The sequence below is a fragment of the Pirellulales bacterium genome (assembly GCA_019636335.1).
Taxonomy (GTDB): Bacteria; Planctomycetota; Planctomycetia; order Pirellulales; family JAEUIK01; genus JAHBXR01.
The window spans coordinates 15,716-39,868 of record JAHBXR010000039.1; the positions used below are offsets into that span (position 1 = coordinate 15,716).

The following is a 24,153-nucleotide window of genomic DNA, read 5'->3' on the forward strand; positions in this document are numbered from 1 at the left end:
TACCTAGTCTGCCGCGCACCCTTGGGCGAGATGTCGATGCAGACCATCTGCGCCTGCCTCTGTCGCTGCGCGTGTCCGGCCTGACCGGACCTTTTTTCTGCCGCCCCATTCGTCGCGTGTCGTGTTTTCTTCCCCGCCAGGGTTTCGTTTCCCTTACTCGTTTGTGGTCTGCGCCTGAAGTCCTCGACCGGCGCGCCACGGAACCATCGCCATGGCCTCCGATTTCCGATTGAAAGAGCAGCTTCCCGACCTGACCGAGCGGATCGTCGACACCTACAGCAGCGACGACAAGATCCACCACCTGGGCCATTGCCCCTTGCCCAACTACGACGTCGTGCGCGACGTGATCGAGGATCTCAAAGAGATCCTCTATCCCGGCTATCGCCGCCGCGAAGGACTGCACATCGGCAACGTGCTCTACCACGTGGGAGAGCTCGTCGACCGGCTGCACGACAAGCTCACGCAACAGATCGGGCGTGCGCTGCGGCACGATGCCGGAGCCGCGGGCGATTGCCTGCACGCCACCGATTTCGAGGCCCTGGGTCAGCAGAAGACGCTGGCCTTTCTCGGCATGATCCCCGACTTGCGCCGGATGCTGGCCATGGACGTGCAGGCCGCCTACGACGGCGACCCCGCCTGCCGCACGCTGGACGAGGTGATCTTCTGCTATCCGGGGCTCGAGGCGATCACGATCTACCGCCTGGCCCACGCACTCTACACGCTCGAGGTGCCCCTCATCCCGCGCATGATGACCGAATGGGCCCATTCAGAGACCGGCATCGACATTCACCCCGGCGCCACGATCGGCGATCACTTCTTCATCGATCACGGCACGGGCGTCGTCATCGGCCAGACCTGCGAGATCGGCAACCACGTGAAGCTCTATCAGGGTGTCACGCTCGGCGCGATCAGCTTCCCAACCGACGGCGAAGGCAATATCATTCGCGAGGTGAAACGCCACCCCACGATCGAGGATCGCGTGGTGATCTACGCGAATGCCACGGTCCTGGGGGGGCGCACGGTGATCGGCCACGACTCGGTCATCGGCTCGAGCGTCTGGATCACGCGCAGCGTCAAGCCGCACATGACCGTGGTGCTCGAAAACCCACAATTGAAGATGCGCTCCGGCGATCCGGAAGAACTGATCTCGGACTTGAACTACCAGATCTAAACGGGCAGCGATGCGCCCTACCGTGTTGGGACCGATCTTCGGCGCCGAGATGACCACCGGCGCTCGGCGGCTGCGCTTTTTTCTTACCCGGGCGACCTACGGCCTTCTGCTGTTCCTGATCCTCTGGACGAATTACTCCTTCCTGGGCCTCGATCGCCAGGGCTACAACACGTCGAGCCTGTCGATCAACCAGGTCGCGCAGTTTTCGGGGCAATTCTTCTTTTTCTTCACGTTTCTACAGCTCTGGGCGCTCATGCTCGTCAGCCCGGCGGCGCTGGGTAGCCTCATTGCCCGGGAACGCGAACGTCGCACGATCGAGTACCTGTTCGCCACCGATCTCACGAATCGCGAGATCGTGCTCGGCAAGTTCGCGGCGGGCTGGTGCTACGTCGCTTCGCTGCTTATCACGGGGTTGCCGGTCCTGGCGCTCGTGATGATGATGGGGGGCATTGCCCCCGCCGAGCTGCTGGCCGTGTTCAGCGTGACCATCAGCACTTCGGTCTTTGTGGCGGCGCTGGCCATCCTCGTCTCGGTACGCACGCGCCGCGCGCGGGACGGCATCACGCAGACCTACCTGCTGATGCTCTTCGTGTTCGTGGGACCGTTTCTCGTCTCGATGCTGCTGCTGGAACCGCTGCGCTCGAGCTACGAGGGGCCGCTGCCCGATGGCGCGGCCTACGTGCTCGACTGGCTCACGGCGATCAACCCCATCCTCGTCCTGGGGCGTTCCGCGATAGGCTCGGGGGGGAGCTTCTTCTCCCGTCGCCACGAAGTCGTCGAGCTGATCCTGGGACAATCGGTCGGTTCGGTGTTGGTGTTGGCATTAGCCGTCTGGAGCGTGCGCCGCGCGCACTTGCACACGGCCAGCGTCGGCGTGGCGCGGACCACCGGCCGCTGGCGGCTCCCCTCCTGGCGACCCCAGGTCGGACAGCGAGCCATGCTCTGGAAAGAGGTGTTCATCGAGCGAGTCTCCGGCCGGCGGGGCATGATCGCACGCACGGCGATCGTCATTCTGACGCTGGCGGCGCTCGCCCTGACCGGCTTCCTGGTGATCGGCGGACTCGAAAGCAGATTCCAACGCGACGTGATGGACGACCAATGGGCCGCCATGAATGTCGCCCTGGGGACGGTGATCGCCTGTGGCCTGTTGTTGGTCGTGGCCGTGAGGGCCTCGACGTCGATCGCTACCGAACGCGACCGCGATACCTGGATCTCGCTGATCTGTTCGCCGCTGTCCGCCTCCGAGATCCTCTGGGCCAAGCTGGCCGGCGCGCTGTTTGCCGTTCGCTGGCTCTTGCTGCTCGTCGCGATCAACTGGTTCGCCACGCTCGTGCTGACCCCCATGTTCGCGCTTTCGCTGCCGTTCCTCGCCGGCACCTTGGCCATCCTGGCGTTTGCCGTGGCGGCGCTGGGGGTCTTCTTCTCGCTCTGGTGCCAGAATGCGACCCGAGCCCTCATGTCGACGCTCGCCGTCGTCTTCACGCTCGGCGGGGGTTATTACCTTTGCTGCGGATGCGTCCTCTTGCCGGTGGCCCTGAGCATCAGCGGGAAAATGAGCGAGATGATGTTTATCGCCCTCTTGGCCCCGCTGATCCCTTTCCTGCTCGGATATCCCGGCCTGGTCGGCGTCACCGGCGCCGATGCCACCTCGGAGGCGGCCATCCCGATGGCCTACATGACGGGCAACGCGCTGTACCTCGCACTAGGCTGCATACTCTTCGCGTACAGCTACGTACAATTCGAGAAGCTGGCCGGTCGGATCTCGCTCAACACATCGAATCCGCCAGGACAGGGGACCGATCCCGTCACGCGTCTGTTGCGCGGCACGAACCCGCCCGGCGCCTGACAGACGCCACCAACAGCGTGCCCGACACGAGCAACGTCATCGCGCTCACGATGCCCCCCGCATAGAGCCACGTGGGTTGATATCGAAAAATCACCCGATGTTGGCCCGCCGGCAGCCAGACGCCGCGCAACACGCGATTCACGCGGACGATTTCTAGTGCTTCGCCCGTCGCGGCGTGCGTCGCCACCCACGCTGGATCGAACGCATCGGCCAGCACGACGAGCGATTCTCGATTGAGGCGGACCTCGATTTCGAGTTCATTCACGTCATCGCGTAGGACGGCGCCCTCCCCTAGCGGTGCGTCAGTTCGCGCTGCCTCGTGGTCGCTCGATGCCGCTTCACGCCGCGTCTGCCGTTCGACGACCGCCAGGTGCATGTCGGGCAAAGCCTGGGCCAATCTTGCGAGCACCTCGTCTGTACGCTGTCGAACAGCCGCCATGTTTCGTTCGTCGATGCCCGGCAGTTCGACCACCTCCTCGGCAACCCACACGCGTTCGCCTCTCGCTTGCCGCTGGATGAGCGTTGCGTCGCGAGTCGACTCCTCGGGGCGAATGATCCAGCCCGTGCCGGTGAGATCGAGCGCCGGCGTGGGAGATGCCGCCGCTCCTGAATCGTCCACCGCCCGTGCTTCGCGATGCAGATGGGGCACGAGCGACGCATCATCGAGTGACGACAAGGTGTCCACGACGGCCACCAGCCCGATCTCTGCATCCAGGTGGTAACGCGGCCAAAGCGTGTCGCGGTCCCAGGCCACCGACTGCTCGCCACGTTGCACGTCGGCCGTTTCCGCGAATCGCTTCGGCTGCCAGTAGGGTGCTCGGTACGCGCGATCGAGTTCTGCGTCCTCGAATCCGCTCGCGACTGGCTTCATCTTGGTGGCGATAGAAGAAGATACAGACTGCAAATCGCCCGGGGCCGTCAGCACGAGCCAGCGATTGGCCACTGCCACGTCGACGCCCGTCACCAGCAGCAGCACCCACGCCACGCGACGAACATTGATCGATGCGCGTCGCAGCAACAACCAGGCGATCGCCGCGACGATGGCCGATTGCAGAAAGCTACCTGCCAAATCGCGCCAGGCCCCCTCGACCTCGAGGGGACCGAAGAGGGAATCGGCCGGCGCCTGTTGCAACCACTGGCTCCACCAGGGGCGAACGACAATGGCCAATAATAATCCGACCAGGCTCGCCGATGCCAAGAGCGCGAACAGCCGCTTCGCGCGGCGCGATTCACCGCGCAGCACAGCATCGCAACCGAACGCAGCAAGCTGGCTCAATCCCAACGCTACCACGACAAGCCACTTCGCCGGGAAGCGAAACTGCGCGTAGCCGGGCAGCACGACGTTAAACAACCAATAGAGACCACCAAATCCGCCTCCCACCGGAAACGCCCCCTCTTGCTCGCCGTAGCTCATGCAAGACGCCTCGGCAGCCAACCAGCCCGGTCCATAGGCGCCAAGGCTGGCGACCAATCCCACGATGACGCACCACGACATCCAGCGCACCGGCAATGCCGCGCTGCGCAGGCGGAAGGCCGAGACCGCCAGCACGAGAGGTATCGCCCCCAGATAAAGGGTCGGTACCCAGATTCGTCCTTCCGCGGGAAGCGCCGTCATCCAGCGACGATGGATCGGAAACGACCGCCCCGAGAAATTCGGCCACGCTAATTCCGCCATGCGCCACGGCGACAAGCTGAACTGGTACGTGCCCGCATCGTGCGAGGAATTGCCCGCAGGCACGGCGCGCAAGCCGGCGCTCCAATCGGCGCGTTCCTCGGATCCACCATCGCGCGGCACGACGAAACTCGCCAGCTCCCACAGGCTGCGCGGACTCTCGAACGCCGCACGTTCGCTCCGCCGCGACAATTCCGCCGTCGGCAGGATCTGCACCGCGGCAAGCAGCAACATCCCCAGGGCGATCGCCAGCCAGCGCAGCGTCAGCTTGGGGAGCGACTGCCGCACCACTTCTGCCTCGACTGCACGGACGCCGGCTCGCCACTGCAGGACGACATACAGCCCGATCAGCAGCAGCGCGTGATAGGCTGTCTGCGGATCGCCACTCAGAATCATCAGCGCTAGCGCAGCGCTACAGGCGAACAACCCGCGACGGCAATCGTGCGAGATCGCTCGATCGGCGGCAGCCATCGCCGCGGGCAACCACGCGGCGCTCACCAGGTAGATCACGTTGCAGTGCTGAAACAGCACACAACCGCCAAAGGCATACGAGATCGCCGCCAGCCCTGCCGCCGGCAGCGAGCAACGCCAGTGTCGCGCCAACACGAACGACATCGCCGCCGCCAGCAACACGTGCAAAACGACGTAGGCTCGGAAGGCCGTCTCGTAACCGATCGGCAGGCGAAACAGCAACTTGCCGGGATAAAAGGCCGCGGCGATCGGATTCGCGGCCAGCGGTGTCCCGCAATTCTCGTGAGGATTCCACAGCGGAATTCGCCCCGCCGACCACTGCGCCTCGACGAAACGGTAGAGCGGTTGATACAGGTAAGCGGTATCGCGATACGCAAAGACCCGATCGCGAAACACTACATCCGCAAAGAACCACGCCACCAGCGCGCCGACGAGGACGACGATCAGCAGCCGGCCGGCGCGCGTGCGAACATCAGGCGAAGTCGTTTCCACGGCGTTGTCCGCGTCGCGAGCTGGGGCGCCGCGGTGCAACCCGCGCTGCCCGAATTACCGCGGCTCAGCGTTTTCCCTTGCGCGCCACTTCTTCGAACAGATCGACCAGTTGATTGATGCAGCGTTTCTTCTCGTATTTTTCGAGCACTAGCTGCCGCGCGGCGTCGCCCAGCGAACGATGCCCGGCCGGATCGTCGAGCACTTGCAGGGCACGTTCGGTCAGGGCATCGACGTCGTAGAAATCGGCCAGCAGACCGTTTTTACCATCTTCGATCACCTCTTGCACCGGCGCCGTGGCCGAGCCCAACACCGTGCAACCGGTCGACATGGCCTGCACGAGCGACCACGACAGCACCCAGGGGACCGTCAGGTAGACGTGCAGATCGCTCAGGCAATAGAGCGTCACGAGCTCTTCGATCGGAATACGATCGAGGAACCGAATGCGTTCGAGATCGTATTGATCTTGCGCGAGCACATATTCCTTGAACGTGCGATTGCCGATGTGGTGCAGCTCGTGGCCGTAGTGCGTGCGATCCTCGCCGGCGACGAGAAACATCACGTCCGAACGGGCGTCACAGACGCGTTTCGCCATCCGCATGAAGATGTCGAACCCGCGCGACGACTCCAGTCCTCGCGAGACATAGGTCACGATCTTCATGCCCGGCGGGATGTCGATCCCGCGAAAGCTCGTCGGCCGCGGGGTATCGCGCCTTTGGAAGACCTCGGTATCGACGCCGTCGAAGATCGTGCGAATCTTGTAGCGCAGCTCGGCCGGCGCGGACTGCAACTGGAAGTTGGTCGGCGTGTAGGCCGCATCGACCGCGTGCAGGTGCAGATACGTGAACGTGTGATAGGTCGCGTTGAACAGACGCGTCTCTTCCGGCGGCGGGTAATCGGGACGCAGCGACAAGCCCTCGGTCCAGAACGGCGCCGGTAGCAGCTCGAAGTAGCCCACGAAAGGACATCGATACAGATTTCGCAGAAAGAGCATCGTGCCGTACGACATATGCCCCACGATCAGGTCGGGCTGGATCTGCGGCGCCGACTTCAGCCCGCGATAGACCGCCTTCATATGGGCCATCATGCCATCGAAGCTGCCCGGGTTGTGAAACACCTTGGGCTGCGGGCCGGGCTCGACCTTGTAGTTGATATGGACGAAGGGCAGCTTCAAGTGCTGCGTGTCGATCGACGTCACGCACGTACACGGCCACCCACGCTCGGTCGCCAGGTGGTAGGCGATATGACCGAACTGGGCCGGGAAATTCGGATGGAGGAACATGACGTGCATGACACGTCCCCTGTCACTGCGACTGGCCGGACTGCGGAAACTCGAAGGGCAACACGTCCGGCACGACGCGCACATCGGTGGTGAACTTGAACGGATAACGACCGCCGCTCGGGAACTCGAGCTCGACAAAGTACGCCGTGTAACCCTGGGGAGTCGCCGGCACGCGGGCCTCGTAGGCGCCGTCGGCCGCAGGCTCGAGCACGGTCGGCTGATAGGCTTTGCCCAACTCGTCGAGCCGGAAATCGCGCGCCTGCGGGTTCGTCGCCTGCCACAGCGTGACCTTGCTCGGCTTCTCGACCGGCGTGACGACCACCGTACCGGCTCCTTGATGGCGCCAGCGGAAATGCGGCCGCGGCTGGTCGTCGAGAATCGACTGGTAGAACGCTTCGATGCTCTCCCGCGCGTCGCTCCCGGCCAGCGAGTGCTTGGCGTTGGGCACGTAGCGCAAGTGTTTCTCCTCCGAGAGGGCCGGGTAGTAGAACTGCGCGTTGTCCGGCAGGAAAAACTCATCCCCCGCCGCGTTCACGATGAACTTGGGGATCTGCAATCGCTCGCGGGCGCGGTACTCGTACGGGTCCTCGATGTTCAGAATCTCGCGATACTCGGGCGTGCCGATCTTGCCGGGAAACAACCCATGCCGCACGTAGTCGTCGAGCGCCGGCGAAAAGAAGCCATAAGCGCGGTAGTGATGCCGGGTGATCTCTTCGGAATTGAGGGCATCGATCACCAGCGGCACGATGGCCACCACGCGCGGATCGGTCGCGCCGACGAGCCAGGTCGTCCAGCCTCGCTTCGAGGCCCCCGCCACGACGAACGACTGAATGTCGAGCTTGCCCCCGGCATCCGTGGCCAAAAACTCCTGCATGGCGTCCATGGCCCGAATGCCACTCTTGACCATCGCCAGTCGCACGAGCCAGGTCTCGTCGCGCGTCTGCATGTACTTGACGCGGGTATACCCGATGATGTTGTCTTCTTCCCGCGCCTCGTCTGGCGAATCGGTGAAGCGCAAGGGCTGGTTCGGCACCATGCCCAACTCGGCCACTACCGTGCCGGTGCCCCGGGCCAACTCGGTCACGCGCTCGGGCACTTTCTCCGGCGCAGGGTCACCGTTCTCGCCGCCGCCGATATACAGAAACGCCGTGTGCGGGTACTTGAGCTCCTTCGGCACGACGATCGACAACCAGTGCTTCCACACCGGGCGATCGACGTCTTTTTCCGTGCGCCACGTTTGCGACGTCAGCTCCAGCACGTAGAGCGTGTGGTCGGCCTGCTCGACCGTGCGGGCGACTTTCCATCCATAGACGGGATCGGGCTGCGCCAGGTACCGGTCGAGCGCCGTCTCCTCGGTCGCGGCAGGCGGAAGATCGGCGGCCGTCAACGTCGCATCCGTCACATTTCCCATGCCTATCATGACCAGGGCGCACACCCATCCGGTCCTGATGTGGCCCAGCCGCCTGATTGCCATGTCGGATTTCTCCCGCGAAGGGCTCGTCCTCGCGCCGCAGCTTGGATTGAACCCCGCACCGCAGGTGCTGGTTCCGCGCGACTCAGGGCAAAGATAGCCTCCCCGGGCCGAAACGGCCACGCGAATCTGCCAACTGCAACGATCGTGCGGCTCGCGCGGCCGATGAACCGCCCTGCGCTGCTGCACGTCTGCTCCCTGCTCGCCCGAGGCAGGCAGTGAACGGTGCGCGCGAAACCTACAGCTTGTTCAGCCCGCTATAGGCCGCCACCTTATAGCACTCGGCGAGCGTCGGGTAGTTGAAGACGTTGTCGCGGAAGTACTCGACCGTGCCCCCCAACGCTAGCGCCGTCTGACCGATGTGAATCAGCTCCGAGGCCCCCTCGCCGATGGCATGCACCCCCAGGATGCGATGCGTATCGAGATGGAAGAGAATCTTCAGCAGGCCGATCTCGTCTCCCAGGATCTGCCCGCGGGCGATCTCGCGATAGTGCGCCACTCCCGACTCGAACGGCACTTGCTGTGCCGTCAGTTGCTCTTCCGTAGCGCCCACCATCGAGATCTCGGGGATCGTATAGATGGCGTAGGGATACAGTCCCGGAATCGTCTGCCCCGGCTGACCGCAGGCGTGTAAGGCCGCGAGGCGCCCCTGTTCCATCGACGTGCTGGCGAGCGCCGGAAAACCGACCACATCTCCCACGGCATAGATGTGAGGCGCCTCGGTCTGAAAATCGCTATTCACCTTGAGCCGACCCTTCGAGTCGGCCGCAAGCCCCGCGGCCTCGAGATTCAACTGCTTGGTGCGCCCCTGCCGCCCCATCGAGAACATGAGGACTTGATTGCGAATCCGCTTGCCGCTGGCCAATAGCGCCACCGGGTCCTCGGCCTCGTTCTCGACGCACACGACCTCTTCACCCAGGCGCAGCGTCACGCCATGATCGCGCAGGTGGTAGTTGAGCGCGTCGGCAATCTCGGTATCGACGAACTCGAGCAGCCGCTGCCGAGCTTCGACCAGCGTTACCTTGGTGCCCAGCGTGGCGAACATGCTGGCATACTCGAGCCCGATGATGCCGCCTCCCACCACGGTGAGCGTGCGTGGAATCTCGGTGAGCGCGAGGATGCCGTCGCTATCGATCACCGTCTGGCCATTCAGGGCGACCCCCTCGGGGCGATGCGGCTCCGTGCCGGGCGCCAGGATGAACTTCTCCGAGCGCACCGTGATGCGGCTCGGGCCATTGGCAATGCTCATCGAGTTCGCATCGAGGAAGCCCGCCTCGCCGGTGAGCATCTGCACGCCGTTGCGGCTCATCTGATAGGCAATGACCTGAATCTCGTTCTGAATCACATGGTGTGTACGGAACGTGAGATCATCGACCGTGATGTGGTCCTTGACCCGATAGCCCGGACCATAGAGGCTGCGCAGCCGATAGCCGGACAGGTAGAGGATCGCCTCGCGCAGCGTCTTCGAGGGAATGGTGCCAGTGTTGACGCAGACGCCGCCGACACAGAGCCGCCGGTCGACGATGCCGACCTTCTTGCCGAGCTTGGCGGCCGCGATGGCCGCCTTCTGGCCGGCCGGGCCCGTGCCCACGACAAAGAGATCGAAGTCCTGAGAATCGTTCGAGAGGGGCATAGCGGCCATTCGTTCCGAGGGCCTGGGGAGCAGCAGCCGTGCGCTCCACGTGCAGGCCATCTTACTGGTCTGGCGCGGCACGCCAAGGGCAACGAACCCGTTACGGCTCTTATCGATAGATTGCCCCCACGGCGGCTGTTAGGCTGGCGGCGTTTCCAACGCAAGGATTGCCCCCCGCAGGAATCGTGCCGCGCTTTATCCTGGGTTCATCGGCAGTGCAGGGGTGAATAGTGTCGACCTGGGGACGACTGCCCACCAAACGGGGCACAGGTCGCGCGCCGCAGAACACGTATTTCGATTTGCGAGGTGGTATGTATGGGAGGCGATGGCGTGGGCGAAGAAGATTTCGAAGAATTCTTCGCCGAAAACAAGAACAAGAAAGAGACCTTTTACGATCCCGATGATTCCGGCGAGCTCTTTGCCGAATGCCAGGAGACGAGCTTTCTCGATTCAAACAATTCCGTGGCCTACGTCATGCGGGGCGCCGACTGGTCTGAAAAAGGGGAGCACGACAAGGCGATCACCGCTTATAGCGAAGCCATCCGCCTCGATCCCAACGATTCCGTAGCCTATGCCGGGCGAGGCTGGAACTGGAAACAAAAAGGCCAGCACGATAGAGCAATTGCCGATTACAGCGAGGCCATTCGCCTCGATCCGCGAGACGCCACGTTTTATTGCCAGCGAGGCTGCGCTTGGACAAGTCAGGGTGAGCACGACAAGGCCATCGCGGACTTTACTGAAGCCATCGACCACGATCCCTTGAGTGCTAGTGGGTACAATTACCGCGGCTACGCGTGGACTTGCAAACGCGATTACGACAAAGCGATCACCGACTTTAGCGAAGCCATTCGCCACGATCCTAGTAACGCTTATGCGCACCACGTCCGCGGCTTCTGCTGGCAGAACAAAGGTGAGTACGACAAGGCGATCGCCGATTTCAACGAAGCAATCCGGCTCTCCCCAGAAGATGCGGGCTACTATTACAATCGCGGCCGCGCATGGAGAGACTTAGGCGAGCTTGACAAGTCGATCGCCGACTGTACCAAGGCGATTCGGCTCGACCCACGGCATGTCTATGCTCATCTCTTCCGTGGCATCAACTGGCAGAGCAAGACTGAGTACGACAAAGCGATCGCTGACTATACCGAAGCCATCCGCCTCGATCCGCGCGACGCGAACACCTATTCACGACGCGGGATCTGTTGGTATCGGTCGGGAGATCACGACAAGGCCATGGCCGATTATAACGAGGCCATCCGTCTGAATGCACAAGATGCCTTTGCATTTTACAACCGTGGTCTCGCTTGGGCGAAGAAGCGCGAGTACGATTCTGCCATCGCGGACTACACCGCAGCCATCCGCATCAACGCACATTTTGGAGTGGCCTACATCGACCGCGGTCTCGCGTGGGCTAAGAAAGGCGAGTACGACAAGGCCTGCGCTGATTATGCCGACTCGATCCGTATCGACTCGCAGCCTGACAATGTCAAGCGAGCGCTTTACAACCGCAGTCGAGCCTGGGCTGCAAAAAGGGAATACGATAAGGCCATGGCCGATTGCTCAGAAGCAATCCGAATCGACCCACAAAATGCCAACGGCTACATCGGTCGTGGCTTCGTTTGGGATGAGCAAGGCGAATACGACAACGCCATCGCCGACTACAACGAGGCCCTTCGCATCAATCCCCAGTCTCTTGAGGCCCTCCACAACCGCGGCAACTCCTGGGTGAACAAAGAGGAGTACGACAAGGGCATCGCGGACTTTAATGAGGCACTCCGGCTCGGCCCGCCTGATGCGGTAACGTACACCAACCGTGGTATTGCAAGAAAGCGGAAAGGGGACTATCTCAGCGCTATCGCGGACTATACGGAAGCCATCCGTCTCGACCCACAGTCCGCCGCACGTTACGTCCCTTATGCCTGGATGCTGGCAACCTGCACGGACGGTCAATTCCGCGACGGAGCAAAAGCCGTCGAATTAGCCGAGAAGGCGTGCGAACTCACGGATTACACAGATGTTAACTGTCTCTACGCGTTTGCCGCCGCGCACGCCGAGAACGGAAACTTTACCGCGGCCATCGCGTGGCATCAAAAAGCGCTGGAACTGACCGATCCAGAGGACAAGGCCGACATGCTGGCCCGTCTGGAGTTGTACAGAGCAGGCAATCCCTATCGTGAGTAGTGAGCGTTTGTTGCTCGTGCCATGGCGTTTGCTTCTCGTGTCGTGGCGCCGTTGTGGTGGATCGATCGGCCGCTGAGCAACCGTTGAACCACCACGACACGACGGCACGACGAGCGAGGCTTTGCCGCCGAGCTACAGGAAAGAGTTGGGCAGGAGAGGGATGGTCGGCAGAAGCCCGTCACGCCCGGGTGCGCGACCTACATGCTAAGGTAGTTCGAGCGACTGTTTCGGCAGATCCGCGTGCCAGCGCAATACAAGTTCAGCCGAACCCGTTTTTATCAACCGCCATCGAGATGTGGCAAGTGAACTCTACTAGGGTCGGTGCGAAGCTGCCGCACATCGGGCATTTCAGATGGTCGCTGCGCGGTGACATCTCGTCTTCACATTGTGGGCACCGGATCGCCCCCGGGGAGAACGGCTGCGCAGTGTGCCATCTGGTTGACGCGAGCGACGCGTCGATGTGGGCTAAGAGATCGAGGAGCCACGGACCCTGGTGCGGAGGTTCGGCCAGAAAACGCTCGTACCACATCCGCCACGTAAACCGTTCCACCGATCTGGGCAACGATAGTCGGTAGTAGCACCGCCGACAGAACAACTCTTGAGTGTCGTCAGCTGTGTGCCACGCGGGTCCGACCGAGAGGGTGGTTAAGATGCCGTCCCAACGGTGCCCGCAGTCCGGACAATCGGCTTCAAATCCCCAAGCCATTCTTGCGCCCTCCTCGTTGACGTCGGATTCAGCACAATCATATTCAGCTTCTGTACTCGTTCGCTTTGCTCACTTCAGCCACTGCAAGAACCCCAAGGCCAGTATCGCGAAGAGCAGGTAGCCGAGGAGATACCAAAGGCACCCGGACCAGGTGTTGGGTGTTTCCAGTTTCTCTTTGCGGTCAAAGAAGGGCCACCACATGCTTCTGGCCTGCTCTTCGAGGGGATTCGTTAGGACCGATGACAATCGGTCGACCATGTCCGGCGTGGCGCTCGATCGATTGTCAGGTACGGGGTACCTGACCTACAAGAGCTTGGCGTTGCTCGTTGTGTCGTGGCGCCGTTGTGGTGAATCGATCGGCGGCTGAGCAACAGTTAAACCACCACGACACGACGAGCGGGGGTTTGCCGCCGAGCGAGCTACAGGAAAGAGTTGAGTAGGAGAGGGATCGCCGACAGAAGCCCGTCACGCACGGGGTGCGTGACCTACGCCCTTGCTAACGCTCCTTAAAGTTGCGCTTTCGAGGTTCCTCGGTCGCTATCTTCGGCAGATCAACCCATCCTAAGTGCGAAGCGTGAGCGAGGGAATTCTTGGAAAGAACGTCGAGCCAAGTGCTCCCTCGCTTACGCTTCGGGTTGGGATTCCTCCCAAGCGCGACTTCAAAATTTACGCTTCGTGCTGGGGATGTGCAGACGGGCGCTGGTGCTTCACGTGTAGAAGTAGCGCGTGAAGTGGAAGAAGATCGGGGCGGCGAAGCAGATGGAATCGAGCCGGTCGAGGACGCCGCCGTGGCCTTCGATCAGGGTGCCGTAGTCCTTGACGCCGCGGTCTCGTTTGATGGCCGACATGGTGAGTCCGCCCGCGAAGCCGGCCACGAAGATCAACAGTGCCATGCCGGCGGCGACCCAGGGTTCGAAGGGGGTGGCCCACCAGAGCGCGGTGCCCAGTAGGGCGGTGCTTACCGCTCCGCCAAGAAAGCCTTCCCAGGTGCGGTTGCGGTTGATCATCGGGGCGATGACGTTCTTGCCCAGCAGCCGGTCCCAGAGGTATTGCAGCACGTCTCCCATCTGCACGACGAGCACGAGGAAGAAGAGGATCCGCGCGTTCTGGCCTTCCCACTCTGGGTATTTGATCTTCAAGTACAAGAGTGCGGGGGCGTAGCTCAGGCAGTAGACGCAGATCATCAGGCCGGCCTGGATCTTGGCGCTCCGTTCGAGGAAGCGGCGGTAGTCCCCCGCGATGGCGATCCGCGCCGGAATGAAGAGCACCGCGTAGACCGGAATCAACACGCTGTAGAGCCCATATTCGTCGAAGCCGACCAGCACGTACTGCAAGGGGGTGAAGAGAAAGAAGACCCAGAAGAGCGCGCGGTGATCGGCCATCCGCGTGGGGGTGAGGGTAATGAACTCGCGCAGCGCCCAGAACGAGATCAGGCCGAACATGACCACGGTGGCCACCTGGCCGATGAGGATCGTGGCGGCCAGGGCCGAGCACATCAGCCACCAGGCGTTCAGGCGCAGGTTGAAGGTTCGCAGGGCCGCGGGATTCAGCTTCGAGTCGCGGCGCGCTTTGAGCCATTTGGCCACGAGCGTCGCCACGGCCAGCACGGCCATCACGCCGCCGACGAGCCAGAGCGTTTCGTCCTGGGGTAGCCGCATCAACGCTCCTTCAAGGTGCGCACGGCGTCGCGCGCCCGGTTGAGAAAATCCATTTTCGGTTCTTTGACCTCGAGCCACAGGGGCGGGCCAAAACTGATGCAGCTCAGCAGGGGGACGGGCAGAAACTCGCCGCGCGGCAAGACACGATTCAAATTGTCGATGTGGACCGGCACCAGCTCGAGATCAGGACGCTTCTTGGCCAGATAGTACAGCCCGCTTTTGAACTCGCCCATCTCGGGCCCGGTATTGCGGTGCCCCTCGGGGAAGACGATCAACGACTTGGTATCGCCCAGGGCCTTGATCATCAGGTCGATGGGACTGTTGTGGACCTTGATCTCGTTGCGGTCGATCAGCAGAGCATCGAAGACCTTGGTCGAGATGTAGCGCCGCAGCCGGGTCTTTTCCCAGTAATCCTTGGCGGCGACGGGGCGTGTGAGGCTGCGTACGGGGGGGGGCAGGGCCGACCAGACGACCAGGGCGTCGAGATGGCTGGTGTGATTGGCGAAGTAGACCCGCTGGCAGGTGTCGGGCTCGCAGCCCACCCAGCGCACGCTGGCACCGCTGAGTAGCCGCGCGACCAGGGCCAGGGCCATCGCCGTCAGTTCCACGTCCGTTCCTCGAGCGTTCGCCAAAAAGCGTCGCGGAGCCAACCCGGCCCCAAAAACTCGCCGGGCAGACGGCCAAGATAGCGCACCGCACATTACGTGCCGCATCGTAGCCTGCGCGGGGCGGCGAGCAAAGGGTGCCGCGTTTTTATAGGGTCAGTCCACCGCGTGAATTGCCACGATCACGTGTCGCGCGGAAATGAAGTGGCAGTAGTCGGCTTGAGGGAGGGGCTATCGCAGGTGTCATTCCTGCGGCGCCGAAGCGGACTGTGCCAAGCGGGTCAGACGAGTCTCGACCGCCCTTCGGCGTTGAAGAACAGGTTCGTGATCGGGACGACGCTCCAGAGAGTGATCGAGCCGTTCGAGCGCCTGCCGATAGTGCTCGGCCGCTTCTGCATCTCGGTCTGCCAGCGCCGCCTGGTCGCCAGCAAAGACAAGGCATTGTGCCCAGGCGGCCAAGCCGTTGGCCGAGAGCTTTCTGCGGCGATGCAACTGCGAGAACAACTCCTGCGCCTTGGCATATTGCTGCTGTGCGAGGTCGGTCCTTTTGCGTCGCACGGCTAGTTCGGCGTAATCGTAGCACGTGAACGCATATTCAATCATGTGGGGAGGATTCAGCGATCCTTGCCGTTCGAGACTGGCCTGGAGTTCGACGCGACGTTCGTAGCAGGCCAGCGCTCGTTTGAAATCTCCGTTCTCTTGGTAGAGCCTGGTCAGCTCCGCAGTAGCACTTACAAGTGACTGCGAAAGATCCGCACGAGGGCCTGCCCTGGCAATGACGAACTCGAATTCAGCCACCGCTCTTTCGAAGTAAGAAACAGCCTCCTGCGAACGCTGGTCCTGGTGTAATTGACCGAAGAGTACGTAGGTTGCCCCCAGATTCTCTCGAATCCAGAGATTCGAGGAGTCCAGGGCCAAGGCACGATCGAGGCTGGTCACCGATTCCGCCAGCTTTACGGACGTTTGCTCGTGCCTGTGGTTGCGCAGTGCGATCTCGGCCTGGAACCGCTTGATCTGGCCGATCGCCAGATGATGTGCGGGATTGTCGGGAGTCGCGGCACACGACTTGGCCAGTTCGGCCAAACTCCGCTCGAAGGCCACATTGGCATCTCGGGTGTTGCCCTCCAGGATGAAACGCGAACCCAATTCCGACATCATCGCCGCGTACGTATCTCGCACCGAAGCATCGCATTCTGCGGATGCGAGGGCTTGTGCGACGGTAGCGTTTCCTTGCGCTACCGAGTCGGAATTGCTTGCAGATACATCCTGTTGATCCAGTAGGCATGTGTAAAAGAACAAGGCCATGGCCAGCGAATGTCGATACTGCGGCTGCTCTGGGAATTCTCGAATGGCGTGTCTCCATTCAGCAATACTTGCTTCGAGGAATCGGCTCGCATCCTTGTATTCGGCAAGTTGCACGGCCTGAAGTCCGCGAATGCAGAGAGCTCCTGCATGCACGGCGACATCTTGCGAAGCAAGCCCACGCTCGACGCTATGCTTATAGAATTCATTCAACAGGGAGCGCACGTGGCGGCCGGTCATGCGCGAGGACTCGCTGTTCGCGGCCGTCGAAAGCATCGAGACCCAACCCAGCTCCATCAGAGCGTGGTGTGAATCGAGCAACTGTTGTCGGGCGTGCGAGGCCTGCCCGGCCGCCACGAGCTCGTGTTGCAACGATTGCCAGGCGAGCTGATTGGCTTTGCGGGCCTGCCACACGGCGGTCATCGAGCCGAGCAACACGGCAAGGAACGCGACGGCAAGCGAGCTGGCCAACGCCGGGCGTCGAGCGCACCAACGTGCGAGAGTCTTGACGGGGTCCAAGGGACGAGCTCGCACCGGTCTGGCATCGAGAAAGCGCGTCAAATCATCGCGCAGTTCGAGGGCCGAGCGATAACGCTCGGCAGGTTGCTTGGCCAGACATTTCAGGCAAATCGCTTGCAAATCGAGGGGCACGCGGCGTGCTTGGAGTTTCGTGGAACTGGCGTCTTCGTTTTGAATTCGCCAGAGCGTGTCGCGGACGTTGGCATCGGCAAAGGGGGGCTCGCCAGCCAGCAGTTGGAACAGGACTGCGCCCAGCGCGTACACGTCGGTGCCGACCCCCACGTCGCGTTCCTGCCCGGCCGCCTGTTCGGGGGCCATGTAGCGCGGCGTGCCGACTGGTTCCACGACCGACATATCGGAGAGATCCTCTGTCAGCGATCGCGCCAGACCAAAATCGGTCAGCCGGGGATTAATGCCGGGCTCGTCGGAGTCGTGCGATCTGGTCTCCTGGCAGAGGACATTAGCGGGCTTGATATCGCGATGGAGGATGCCGCATTGGTGCGCGTGCGCAACGGCGTCGGCGAGGGGGGCCATGATTCTGGCCGCCACCTTGGCGGAAACAGCCCCGCCTTGGCTGTCGAGCCATTCGGCCAAGGTCGGCCCGGGACAATAGGCGCTGGCGATATAGACGAGTGACTCGATTTCTCCCGCTTCGTACACAGGCACGATCTGTGGATGATCGAGCCGTGCCGCCGCTTCGGCTTCGGCCAACCAGATACGTTGAATGCGGCGAATGGCGGCAAATTTGGGGCGGGGAATCTTCAGCGCGACGTGCCGATTGAGCGTTGGGTCGATGGCCAAAAAGACCCAGCCGAAACCTCCCTCACCCAGGGCACGTTCGAGTCGATAGCGACCAAAAGAAGACTCGACAAGTTGGCATTCATTCGCTTCGCTCGGCTGTCCGGCCGAGCGCATGTGCTCGATAGCGACCCGCAAGGTGGCCAGCGAAGGGCAGGAAAGGCCGGAGTTAGCGGCGTCCTCGGCCAGCGTACGCAAGATCGACTCGGCGGTGGGATCGTTGTCGAGCATCGAGACACCTACGCATCGGGAAACTTGCGACGGAATTCCTTGGCGAAGCGTGCCATGGCGCGTTTGAAACGCATGCGAGCCGCGTCGGAAGTACAGCCGGAGAGCGCGGCCACCTGAGGCCATTCGAGGTGGTCCCAATAGCGTTGACGGATGGCAACCTGCTCGTCGGGATCGAGGCACTCGAGCACCCCCTCGACGCGACGGCGCATTTCCTCGTCATCCAGAGTTTTCAGCGCGTCGTCATTTGGCGATACGACCAGTTGTGCTAATCGCTGCCAGGAGTGCTGTTCACCAAGGGAGAGTTCGCGGCGGATATTGCGTTTTTTGGGCCGGTAATAGTGCTTGTGGCTGGCCGAGACTTCCGCCTGGAGTAACTCTCGGAGGCGATTTGAGAATTCATCATCGTCGAGTTCGCGAAACTCGTCGGCCCGCATCAAGACGGCGCGCAGCGTGTTTTGCACGAGGTCGGAGGTATCGAGCTTGCGGCGGAGGGGATCGTTCGGAGCGCGGCGTGCCCACAGGCGCAAGAAGGGACGATAGGCCTCGAGCAACTCGGCGAGCGCCTCGCGAGACCCGCTACGAACCTCTGCCAACAAACGGCGTTTGCGGCGTTCGAAGGGGGGAGTGACCTCGCTCGTCGAATCGTCCGTCATGTGATTTGAAACACCCTGCCATCCGATGCCGACAATCGAGACACATGAGATTACCTAGGTGGTCGCCGACAGGCAAGCGAACGAACTGAGCGACATGGAGACTTCAAGAAATTTTGGCGTTTTTGAAAAAAAGATCGTTCGGCTGGAGAGAAATCGGCCCATTAAGTCGTGGACGCGCGATTCCAGTACCCGCTGAACGGTTTCTTTGCCGTGACTGGGTCGCATTTCGAGTTGGCCAGCCTCGGAGGGGGCTAATGGCCGTGACGGGCTAATTGCTGACTTGCTTGTCCGATCCATCTTGCAGAGAAGGTGCGCGTCCCGCGCTCGGGCCTTGGATGGAGGCTATCCCTTGATCCTTCTGGCACGCCTCGGCTCGAGCCTCAATCGCTCAAACCACATTGTCGGAGTTTCCGAATGCGACTGGTGCAACTGGGAAGATTTCTGGCCCTGCTCGTTTCGTTGTCGAACGTGGGAACATCTTTGATCGCGGAAGATCTCGAATGGATTGGCGATCAGAATGAGATCTCCGATGGCGGTCCACCGGGCTGGGCCTTTACGGATCACACCATGTGGCTGGGCTTTGCCTATCCTGGCGACCCCGACCAGTTCAATCATGGTCCGGATACTGATCCGTTCAACGACAATGCTTTTTTCGGCACGGGTTATATTGCGCCGAACGAAGCAATTCCCTATCGCTATGCCACCGGGGGAACCGTCTACTTTGGCGACTTCGGCGCCATTCATGCGCCACTGAAGGGAGGGCCTACGAATGAACAAGCGGCGGCCATTACGAACCGCAATTTGTACATCCAATCGGGAGATTGGGTCTTTGATTTCGGGGCGTATGGATACTTTCATCACGTGGGGACGGACTCGGGAAGCTACACGGTCAATGACCTCATCGTCATCGGCCAGAATGTGCGTCATACCGGGGCCGCCGGTGATGCCACCCTTACGGTGCGCAACGGCGTGTTGCATCAGGACATTGACGACAACTGGGCTGGACTGGTACTGGGCTCTGGCCTGGGCGTTCAGGGGAAACTAATCGTCGATGGAGCTGGCGCTACCGTCGACATCACAAAAGACATCGGCGTGGGGGATGGTGGAGGAACGGGCAGAATCGAAGTGATCAATGGTGGGCAGCTTCGAGCGAAGGCGATTGGTACTGGAATCAACTTTGGCCCGAACGGTGAAATGCCGACCGGCTACCTGATGGTTGACGGCGTGGGCTCGACCATGAGTGGTTTTGCTGGTTTGAATAATGGCAGCGCGACGTTTCGCAATGGTGCCAAGGTCGATAGCCATCGGTCTGCTGAAGTCGAGCACTGGGTGTTCCTAGGACTTACTGACGGGGCCGACGCCAGCGTGACCGTCACGGGGGAAGGGACCGAGTGGACCGGCATCGATCGCCTGACGATTGGCGGCGTGTACCACACGGATTCCACGGGATCGGGGCATCTCACGATCGAAGACGGTGGTTACGTTTCGAGCAAGGAAGTCAGCGTGGCAAATAGGAGCCAATCGCAAGGTGAAGTTCACGTCAATGGGGTGGGAGCGGTGTGGGAAGCGAGCCTGATGCTACTCGGCGACGACGGACACGGCACCGTCACGGTGGACAACTACGGAAGTATGATCACCGGAGCGGGAGGCGCCGCGATCGGTCGCGGTCCCAATGGCAATGGGGCCGTATCGGTGGGAGGCCATGGTAGTTGGCACAACGCTGGTAATCTAATCGTCGGAGAGTGGGGAACCGGTGAACTCAATGTACATACCGGGGGAGATGTGCAAAGTCAGCATGGTCGCATCGGAGTCGTTAGCAGCTCGCAAGGTGCCGCGATCATGAGGGGAGTCGGCTCCTCCTGGACGGTCGCTGAGAATCTTAACGTCGGCGAGCTTGGCTTGGGCCTGCTCGATGTCGGGACACAAGCAGAAGTTCACGTCGGGAACCGCTTGTCGATTGGTGAGCAGGGGACGGTCCGTCTGAGTAATGGCTCTGGACGAATCAACGTCGGCGCCGGCACGCTCGACGCCACGCCGCAGGGCACTCTGCGACTGGGGCCCGGTGGAGTGCTGGCCGGAACAGGTACCGTCGAGGGCAACGTCTTGATCGACGGTGGACTGGTGGCGCCTGGCTTCTCGCCGGGGACGCTGACGATCGATGGCAGCCTGACCTACGGGTCGAGTAGCACACTGTCGATGGAGATCGGCGGCCTGGCGAAGGGGATCGACTACGATCACATGAGCGTCAGCGGCGACCTCTCGCTCGGCGGCATGCTCGAGCTGAGCTTTATCAACGGCTTCCGCCCCTCCGAGCTGGATTCGTTCGAGTTGTTCTCCGTCGGCGGTTCCTTCGACGACAGCCAACTCAGCATTGTGTGGCTGGGCGTGCCGCAAGGATTTCAGTACCACACCTACCTGGATGAAGCGGCGTATGGCGTCGTGATTACCGCGGTGCCAGAACCCTCGACGCTGGTGCTGGGCGCAGTCGCGGCCTGCGGCGGGCTTGGCATCGTGCTGCGACGTAGAACGCGGCGCGAATCGCTGCGGGGCGTCGAGATATTCGAGGCGTCTGCGATCGGTTCGCAGTTCTGGCGAGGCAAGTCAGACAACGGACCAGCGACATAAACCGACACGCGGGGCGCATATCGGTTTACGCCGCGAAGCACGCATCTGCACGCCGTGACGGCCCGATGCCGGCGCAAGCCCGATTTGCTCGCAAGCGTCAATCCACACGCAGCTTGACGTGGGCGCGGCGTGGATGAAACAAACTTTGGCTCGAACCGCACTCTCAGGCAAATGGGGTTCATGGAATGTTGCAGCGTCCTACCGTTCCCGCGCGTTCGGCCCGCAGTACGAAGCGACCTATCCGTCCGAGACGAAGTTCTCGAAGTCTCACGAGTCTGTTCGCATCGCGATTCGTCGAACCTCTGGAGGAGCGCCGATTACTTTCGGCCACGCCAGAGCTGGTGCGGGATATCAATGTGCTTGAAACGGCTTCGCACTCGGATCCATCCGAGATCACAGAAGTTGGGAGCGTGTTTTACTTCAGTGCCACCGACGGCAGAACTGGCGAAGAGTTGTGGAAGAGCGATGGAACCGTGGCAGGCACCGTACGCGTCAAGGATATCCGCGCCGGTTCGGTTAGCTCGTTTCCAAGGTACCTGACGAATGTGGGAGGGATGCTTTACTTCACTGCCGACGATGGGACGAACGGGCGCGAACTGTGGAAGAGCGACGGGACCGAGGCCGGCACCGTCCGCGTTAAGGATATCCGCGCCGGTTTAAATGGTTCCGATCCGAGCAACCTGACGAACGTGGGGGGGACCCTCTACTTCACCTCCGACGATGGTACGAACGGCGATGAGCTGTGGAAAAGCGACGGGACGGAGGCCGGCACCGTCCGCGTCAAGGATATCCGCGCCGGTTTAAATGGCTCCTCTCCAAGCAACCTGACAAATGTGGGGGGGACCCTCTACTTCAGCGCCTACGATGGTACGAACGGCGAAGAGCTGTGGAAGAGCGACGGGACCGAGGCCGGGACTGCACTCGTCAAGGATGTCTTCGCTGGTTCGAACGGCTCCTCTCCAAGCAACCTGACAAATGTGGGGGGGACCCTCTACTTCAGCGCCTACGATGGCACGAACGCCGCTGAGCTGTGGAAAAGCGACGGGACCGAGGCCGGAACCGTATGCGTCAAGGACATCCGCACTGGTTCATATAGCTCCTTTGCGGGGCGTCTGACGAACGTGGGAGGGATGCTTTATTTCACCGCCGACGATGGGACGAACGGGCGCGAGCTGTGGAAGAGCGACGGGACGGAGGCCGGAACCGTACGCGTCAAGGACATCCGCACTGGTTCATATAGCTCCAACCCACAGAATTTGACGAACATGGGAGGGATCCTCTACTTCACCGCCAGCGATAACTCTTTCGCGATTGATTTGTGGACAAGCGACGGGACCGAGGCGGGTACAGTCCGCGTCTGGAATAGCTTCGCCGCATCAAGTGGCTCTGATCCGCAGTACCTGACGAACGTGGGAGGGATGCTCTACTTCACCGCGTACGACGACACAAACGGCTACGAATTGTGGAAAAGTGACGGGACCGAGGCAGGTACTGTACGCGTCAAAGATATCCACGCTGGATCAAATAGCACCCTGTATTCGTATCTGAGCAATCTGACGAACGTAGCAGGGATGCTCTTCTTTACCGCCGACGATGGGACGAACGGGCGCGAGTTGTGGAAGAGCGATGGAACCGAGGCCGGGACCGTACGGTTGGACATCAATCGAGTCACGAACAGCTCTAGTCCGCAGGCCTTGACGAACGTAGCAGGGATGCTCTTCTTCACCGCCAATGATGGGACGAACGGGGGCGAGTTGTGGAAGAGCGACGGGACCGAGGCCGGGACCATGCGCGTCAAGGATATCCGCGCCGGTTTAAATAGCTCCTCTCCACATAGCCTGACGAACGTGGGAGGGATGCTTTATTTCACCGCCAATGATGGGACGAACGGGGGCGAGTTGTGGAAGAGCGATGGGACGGAGGCCGGGACCATGCGCGTCAAGGATATCCGCGCCGGTTTAAATAGCTCCTCTCCACATAGCCTGGCGAACGTGGGAGGGATGCTTTATTTTACCGCCGACGATGGGACGAACGGCTACGAATTATGGAAGAGCGACGGGACGGAGGCCGGGACCGTCCGCGTCAAGGACATCCGCGCCGGTTTAAATAGCTCCTACCCGAGGTATCTGACGAACGTGGGAGGGATGCTTTATTTTACCGCCGACGATGGGACGAACGGCTACGAATTATGGAAGAGCGACGGGACGGAGGCCGGAACCGTCCGCGTCAAGGACATCCGCACTGGTTCATATAGCTCCTATCCGAGGTATCTGACGAACGTGGGGGGGACGCTTTATTTCAGCGCCGACGATGGGACGAACGGGCGCGAGCTGTGGAAGAGCGACGGGACCGAGGCCGGGACCGTCCGCGCTAAGGATATCCGCACTGATTCATATGGCTCCTATCCGAGCAACCTGACGAACGTGGGGGGCACGCTTTATTTCAGCGCCGACGATGGCGCGACCGGCTATGAATTATGGAAGAGTGATGGGACCGAGGCCGGAACCGTCCGCGTCAAAAACATCTTCGCCGGTTCCAATAGCTCCCATCCGAGCAACCTAACAGATGTGGGGGGCACGCTTTATTTCAGCGCCGACGATGGCGCGACCGGCTATGAATTATGGAAGAGCGATGGGACGGAGACGGGCACTGTCCACGTCGAGGACGGCTTCGCCAGTCCGAATGCCTACTTTCCTCAAGAGCTGACGAACGTAGGGGGGACCCTCTTTTTTAGGGCCTATGGCGGCTTGCATGGCCAGGAGTTATGGAAACTTGATCCCAACGACGCTCCGGTTTTCACTACGATCGGCGAGCAGATCGTTGGCGAAGGGACTTGGAGT

Annotated in this window: 13 protein-coding genes; 5 read left to right on the forward strand and 8 right to left on the reverse strand. The window is 61.5% G+C overall.

Going from position 1 to position 24,153, the window contains the following annotated elements; genetic code table 11:
• Positions 1-211 precede the first annotated feature (211 nt).
• Together KF708_23730 and KF708_23735 are read left to right on the forward strand one after the other, a co-directional pair.
• Complete coding sequence (locus KF708_23730; protein ID MBX3415715.1) at positions 212-1,171, forward strand: serine acetyltransferase; 960 nt, start codon at positions 212-214, stop codon at positions 1,169-1,171.
• 22 nt (positions 1,172-1,193) lie between these two features.
• Complete coding sequence (locus KF708_23735; GenBank protein MBX3415716.1) at positions 1,194-3,017, forward strand: ABC transporter permease; 1,824 nt, start codon at positions 1,194-1,196, stop codon at positions 3,015-3,017.
• Here KF708_23735 and KF708_23740 read toward each other — a convergent pair.
• From KF708_23740 to sthA, 4 genes are all read right to left on the reverse strand, one after another.
• A complete protein-coding gene (locus KF708_23740) occupies positions 2,977-5,652 on the reverse strand; it encodes a hypothetical protein (GenBank protein MBX3415717.1) in 2,676 nt (891 codons plus the stop codon). The two genes, KF708_23735 and KF708_23740, sit on opposite strands and share 41 nt — an antisense overlap.
• Positions 5,653-5,716: 64 nt before the next feature.
• Positions 5,717-6,940 carry a glycosyltransferase gene (locus KF708_23745; protein MBX3415718.1) on the reverse strand — a complete coding sequence of 408 codons (1,224 nt, stop codon included), beginning with the start codon at positions 6,938-6,940 and terminating at the stop codon, positions 5,717-5,719.
• Positions 6,941-6,953: 13 nt separating this feature from the next.
• Positions 6,954-8,342, reverse strand: a complete 1,389-nt coding sequence (locus KF708_23750; protein ID MBX3415719.1) for a PhoPQ-activated pathogenicity-related family protein — start codon at positions 8,340-8,342, stop codon at positions 6,954-6,956.
• 298 nt (positions 8,343-8,640) lie between these two features.
• On the reverse strand, positions 8,641-10,035 hold the full coding sequence (gene sthA / locus KF708_23755; protein ID MBX3415720.1) for a Si-specific NAD(P)(+) transhydrogenase: 1,395 nt from the start codon (positions 10,033-10,035) through the stop codon (positions 8,641-8,643).
• A gap of 330 nt (positions 10,036-10,365) precedes the next feature.
• Here sthA and KF708_23760 point away from each other — a divergent pair, with 330 nt between their 5' ends.
• Positions 10,366-12,216, forward strand: a complete 1,851-nt coding sequence (locus KF708_23760; GenBank protein ID MBX3415721.1) for a tetratricopeptide repeat protein — start codon at positions 10,366-10,368, stop codon at positions 12,214-12,216.
• 1,413 nt (positions 12,217-13,629) lie between these two features.
• Here KF708_23760 and KF708_23765 read toward each other — a convergent pair.
• The 4 genes from KF708_23765 to KF708_23780 form a co-directional block, all read right to left on the reverse strand.
• Positions 13,630-14,580, reverse strand: a complete 951-nt coding sequence (locus KF708_23765) for a phosphatidate cytidylyltransferase (GenBank protein ID MBX3415722.1) — start codon at positions 14,578-14,580, stop codon at positions 13,630-13,632.
• Positions 14,580-15,188: a 1-acyl-sn-glycerol-3-phosphate acyltransferase gene (locus tag KF708_23770; protein MBX3415723.1), complete on the reverse strand. Its 609-nt coding sequence runs from the start codon at positions 15,186-15,188 to the stop codon at positions 14,580-14,582. The genes KF708_23765 and KF708_23770 overlap by 1 nt, the downstream gene beginning before the upstream one ends.
• 240 nt (positions 15,189-15,428) lie before the next feature.
• Positions 15,429-18,035 (reverse strand): protein kinase, encoded by a 2,607-nt coding sequence (locus KF708_23775; protein MBX3415724.1) that lies wholly within the window; start codon positions 18,033-18,035, stop codon positions 15,429-15,431.
• Positions 18,036-18,043: 8 nt separating this feature from the next.
• Positions 18,044-18,688 (reverse strand): sigma-70 family RNA polymerase sigma factor, encoded by a 645-nt coding sequence (locus tag KF708_23780; protein ID MBX3415725.1) that lies wholly within the window; start codon positions 18,686-18,688, stop codon positions 18,044-18,046.
• 567 nt (positions 18,689-19,255) lie between these two features.
• Between KF708_23780 and KF708_23785 the strand changes: the two genes are divergently transcribed.
• The gene (locus tag KF708_23785; protein ID MBX3415726.1) at positions 19,256-21,313 is read left to right on the forward strand and encodes a hypothetical protein; all 2,058 of its coding nucleotides are present in this window, start codon (positions 19,256-19,258) and stop codon (positions 21,311-21,313) included.
• Positions 21,314-21,723: 410 nt separating this feature from the next.
• Positions 21,724-24,153: hypothetical protein (locus KF708_23790; protein MBX3415727.1), on the forward strand; the 2,430-nt coding region annotated here is incomplete at its 3' end.

Excerpts from the sequence above, each read along its gene's own strand:
- KF708_23730 (MBX3415715.1), top strand. The coding sequence starts at position 212 with ATGGCCTCCGATTTCCGATTGAAAGAGCAGCTTCCCGACCTGACCGAG.
- KF708_23745 (MBX3415718.1), bottom strand. The coding sequence starts at position 6,940 with ATGCACGTCATGTTCCTCCATCCGAATTTCCCGGCCCAGTTCGGTCAT.
- KF708_23750 (MBX3415719.1), bottom strand. The coding sequence starts at position 8,342 with ATGGGAAATGTGACGGATGCGACGTTGACGGCCGCCGATCTTCCGCCT.
- sthA (MBX3415720.1), bottom strand. The coding sequence starts at position 10,035 with ATGCCCCTCTCGAACGATTCTCAGGACTTCGATCTCTTTGTCGTGGGC.
- KF708_23765 (MBX3415722.1), bottom strand. The coding sequence starts at position 14,580 with ATGCGGCTACCCCAGGACGAAACGCTCTGGCTCGTCGGCGGCGTGATG.
- KF708_23775 (MBX3415724.1), bottom strand. The coding sequence starts at position 18,035 with ATGCTCGACAACGATCCCACCGCCGAGTCGATCTTGCGTACGCTGGCC.
- KF708_23780 (MBX3415725.1), bottom strand. The coding sequence starts at position 18,688 with ATGACGGACGATTCGACGAGCGAGGTCACTCCCCCCTTCGAACGCCGC.
- KF708_23785 (MBX3415726.1), top strand. The coding sequence starts at position 19,256 with ATGTGGCTGGGCTTTGCCTATCCTGGCGACCCCGACCAGTTCAATCAT.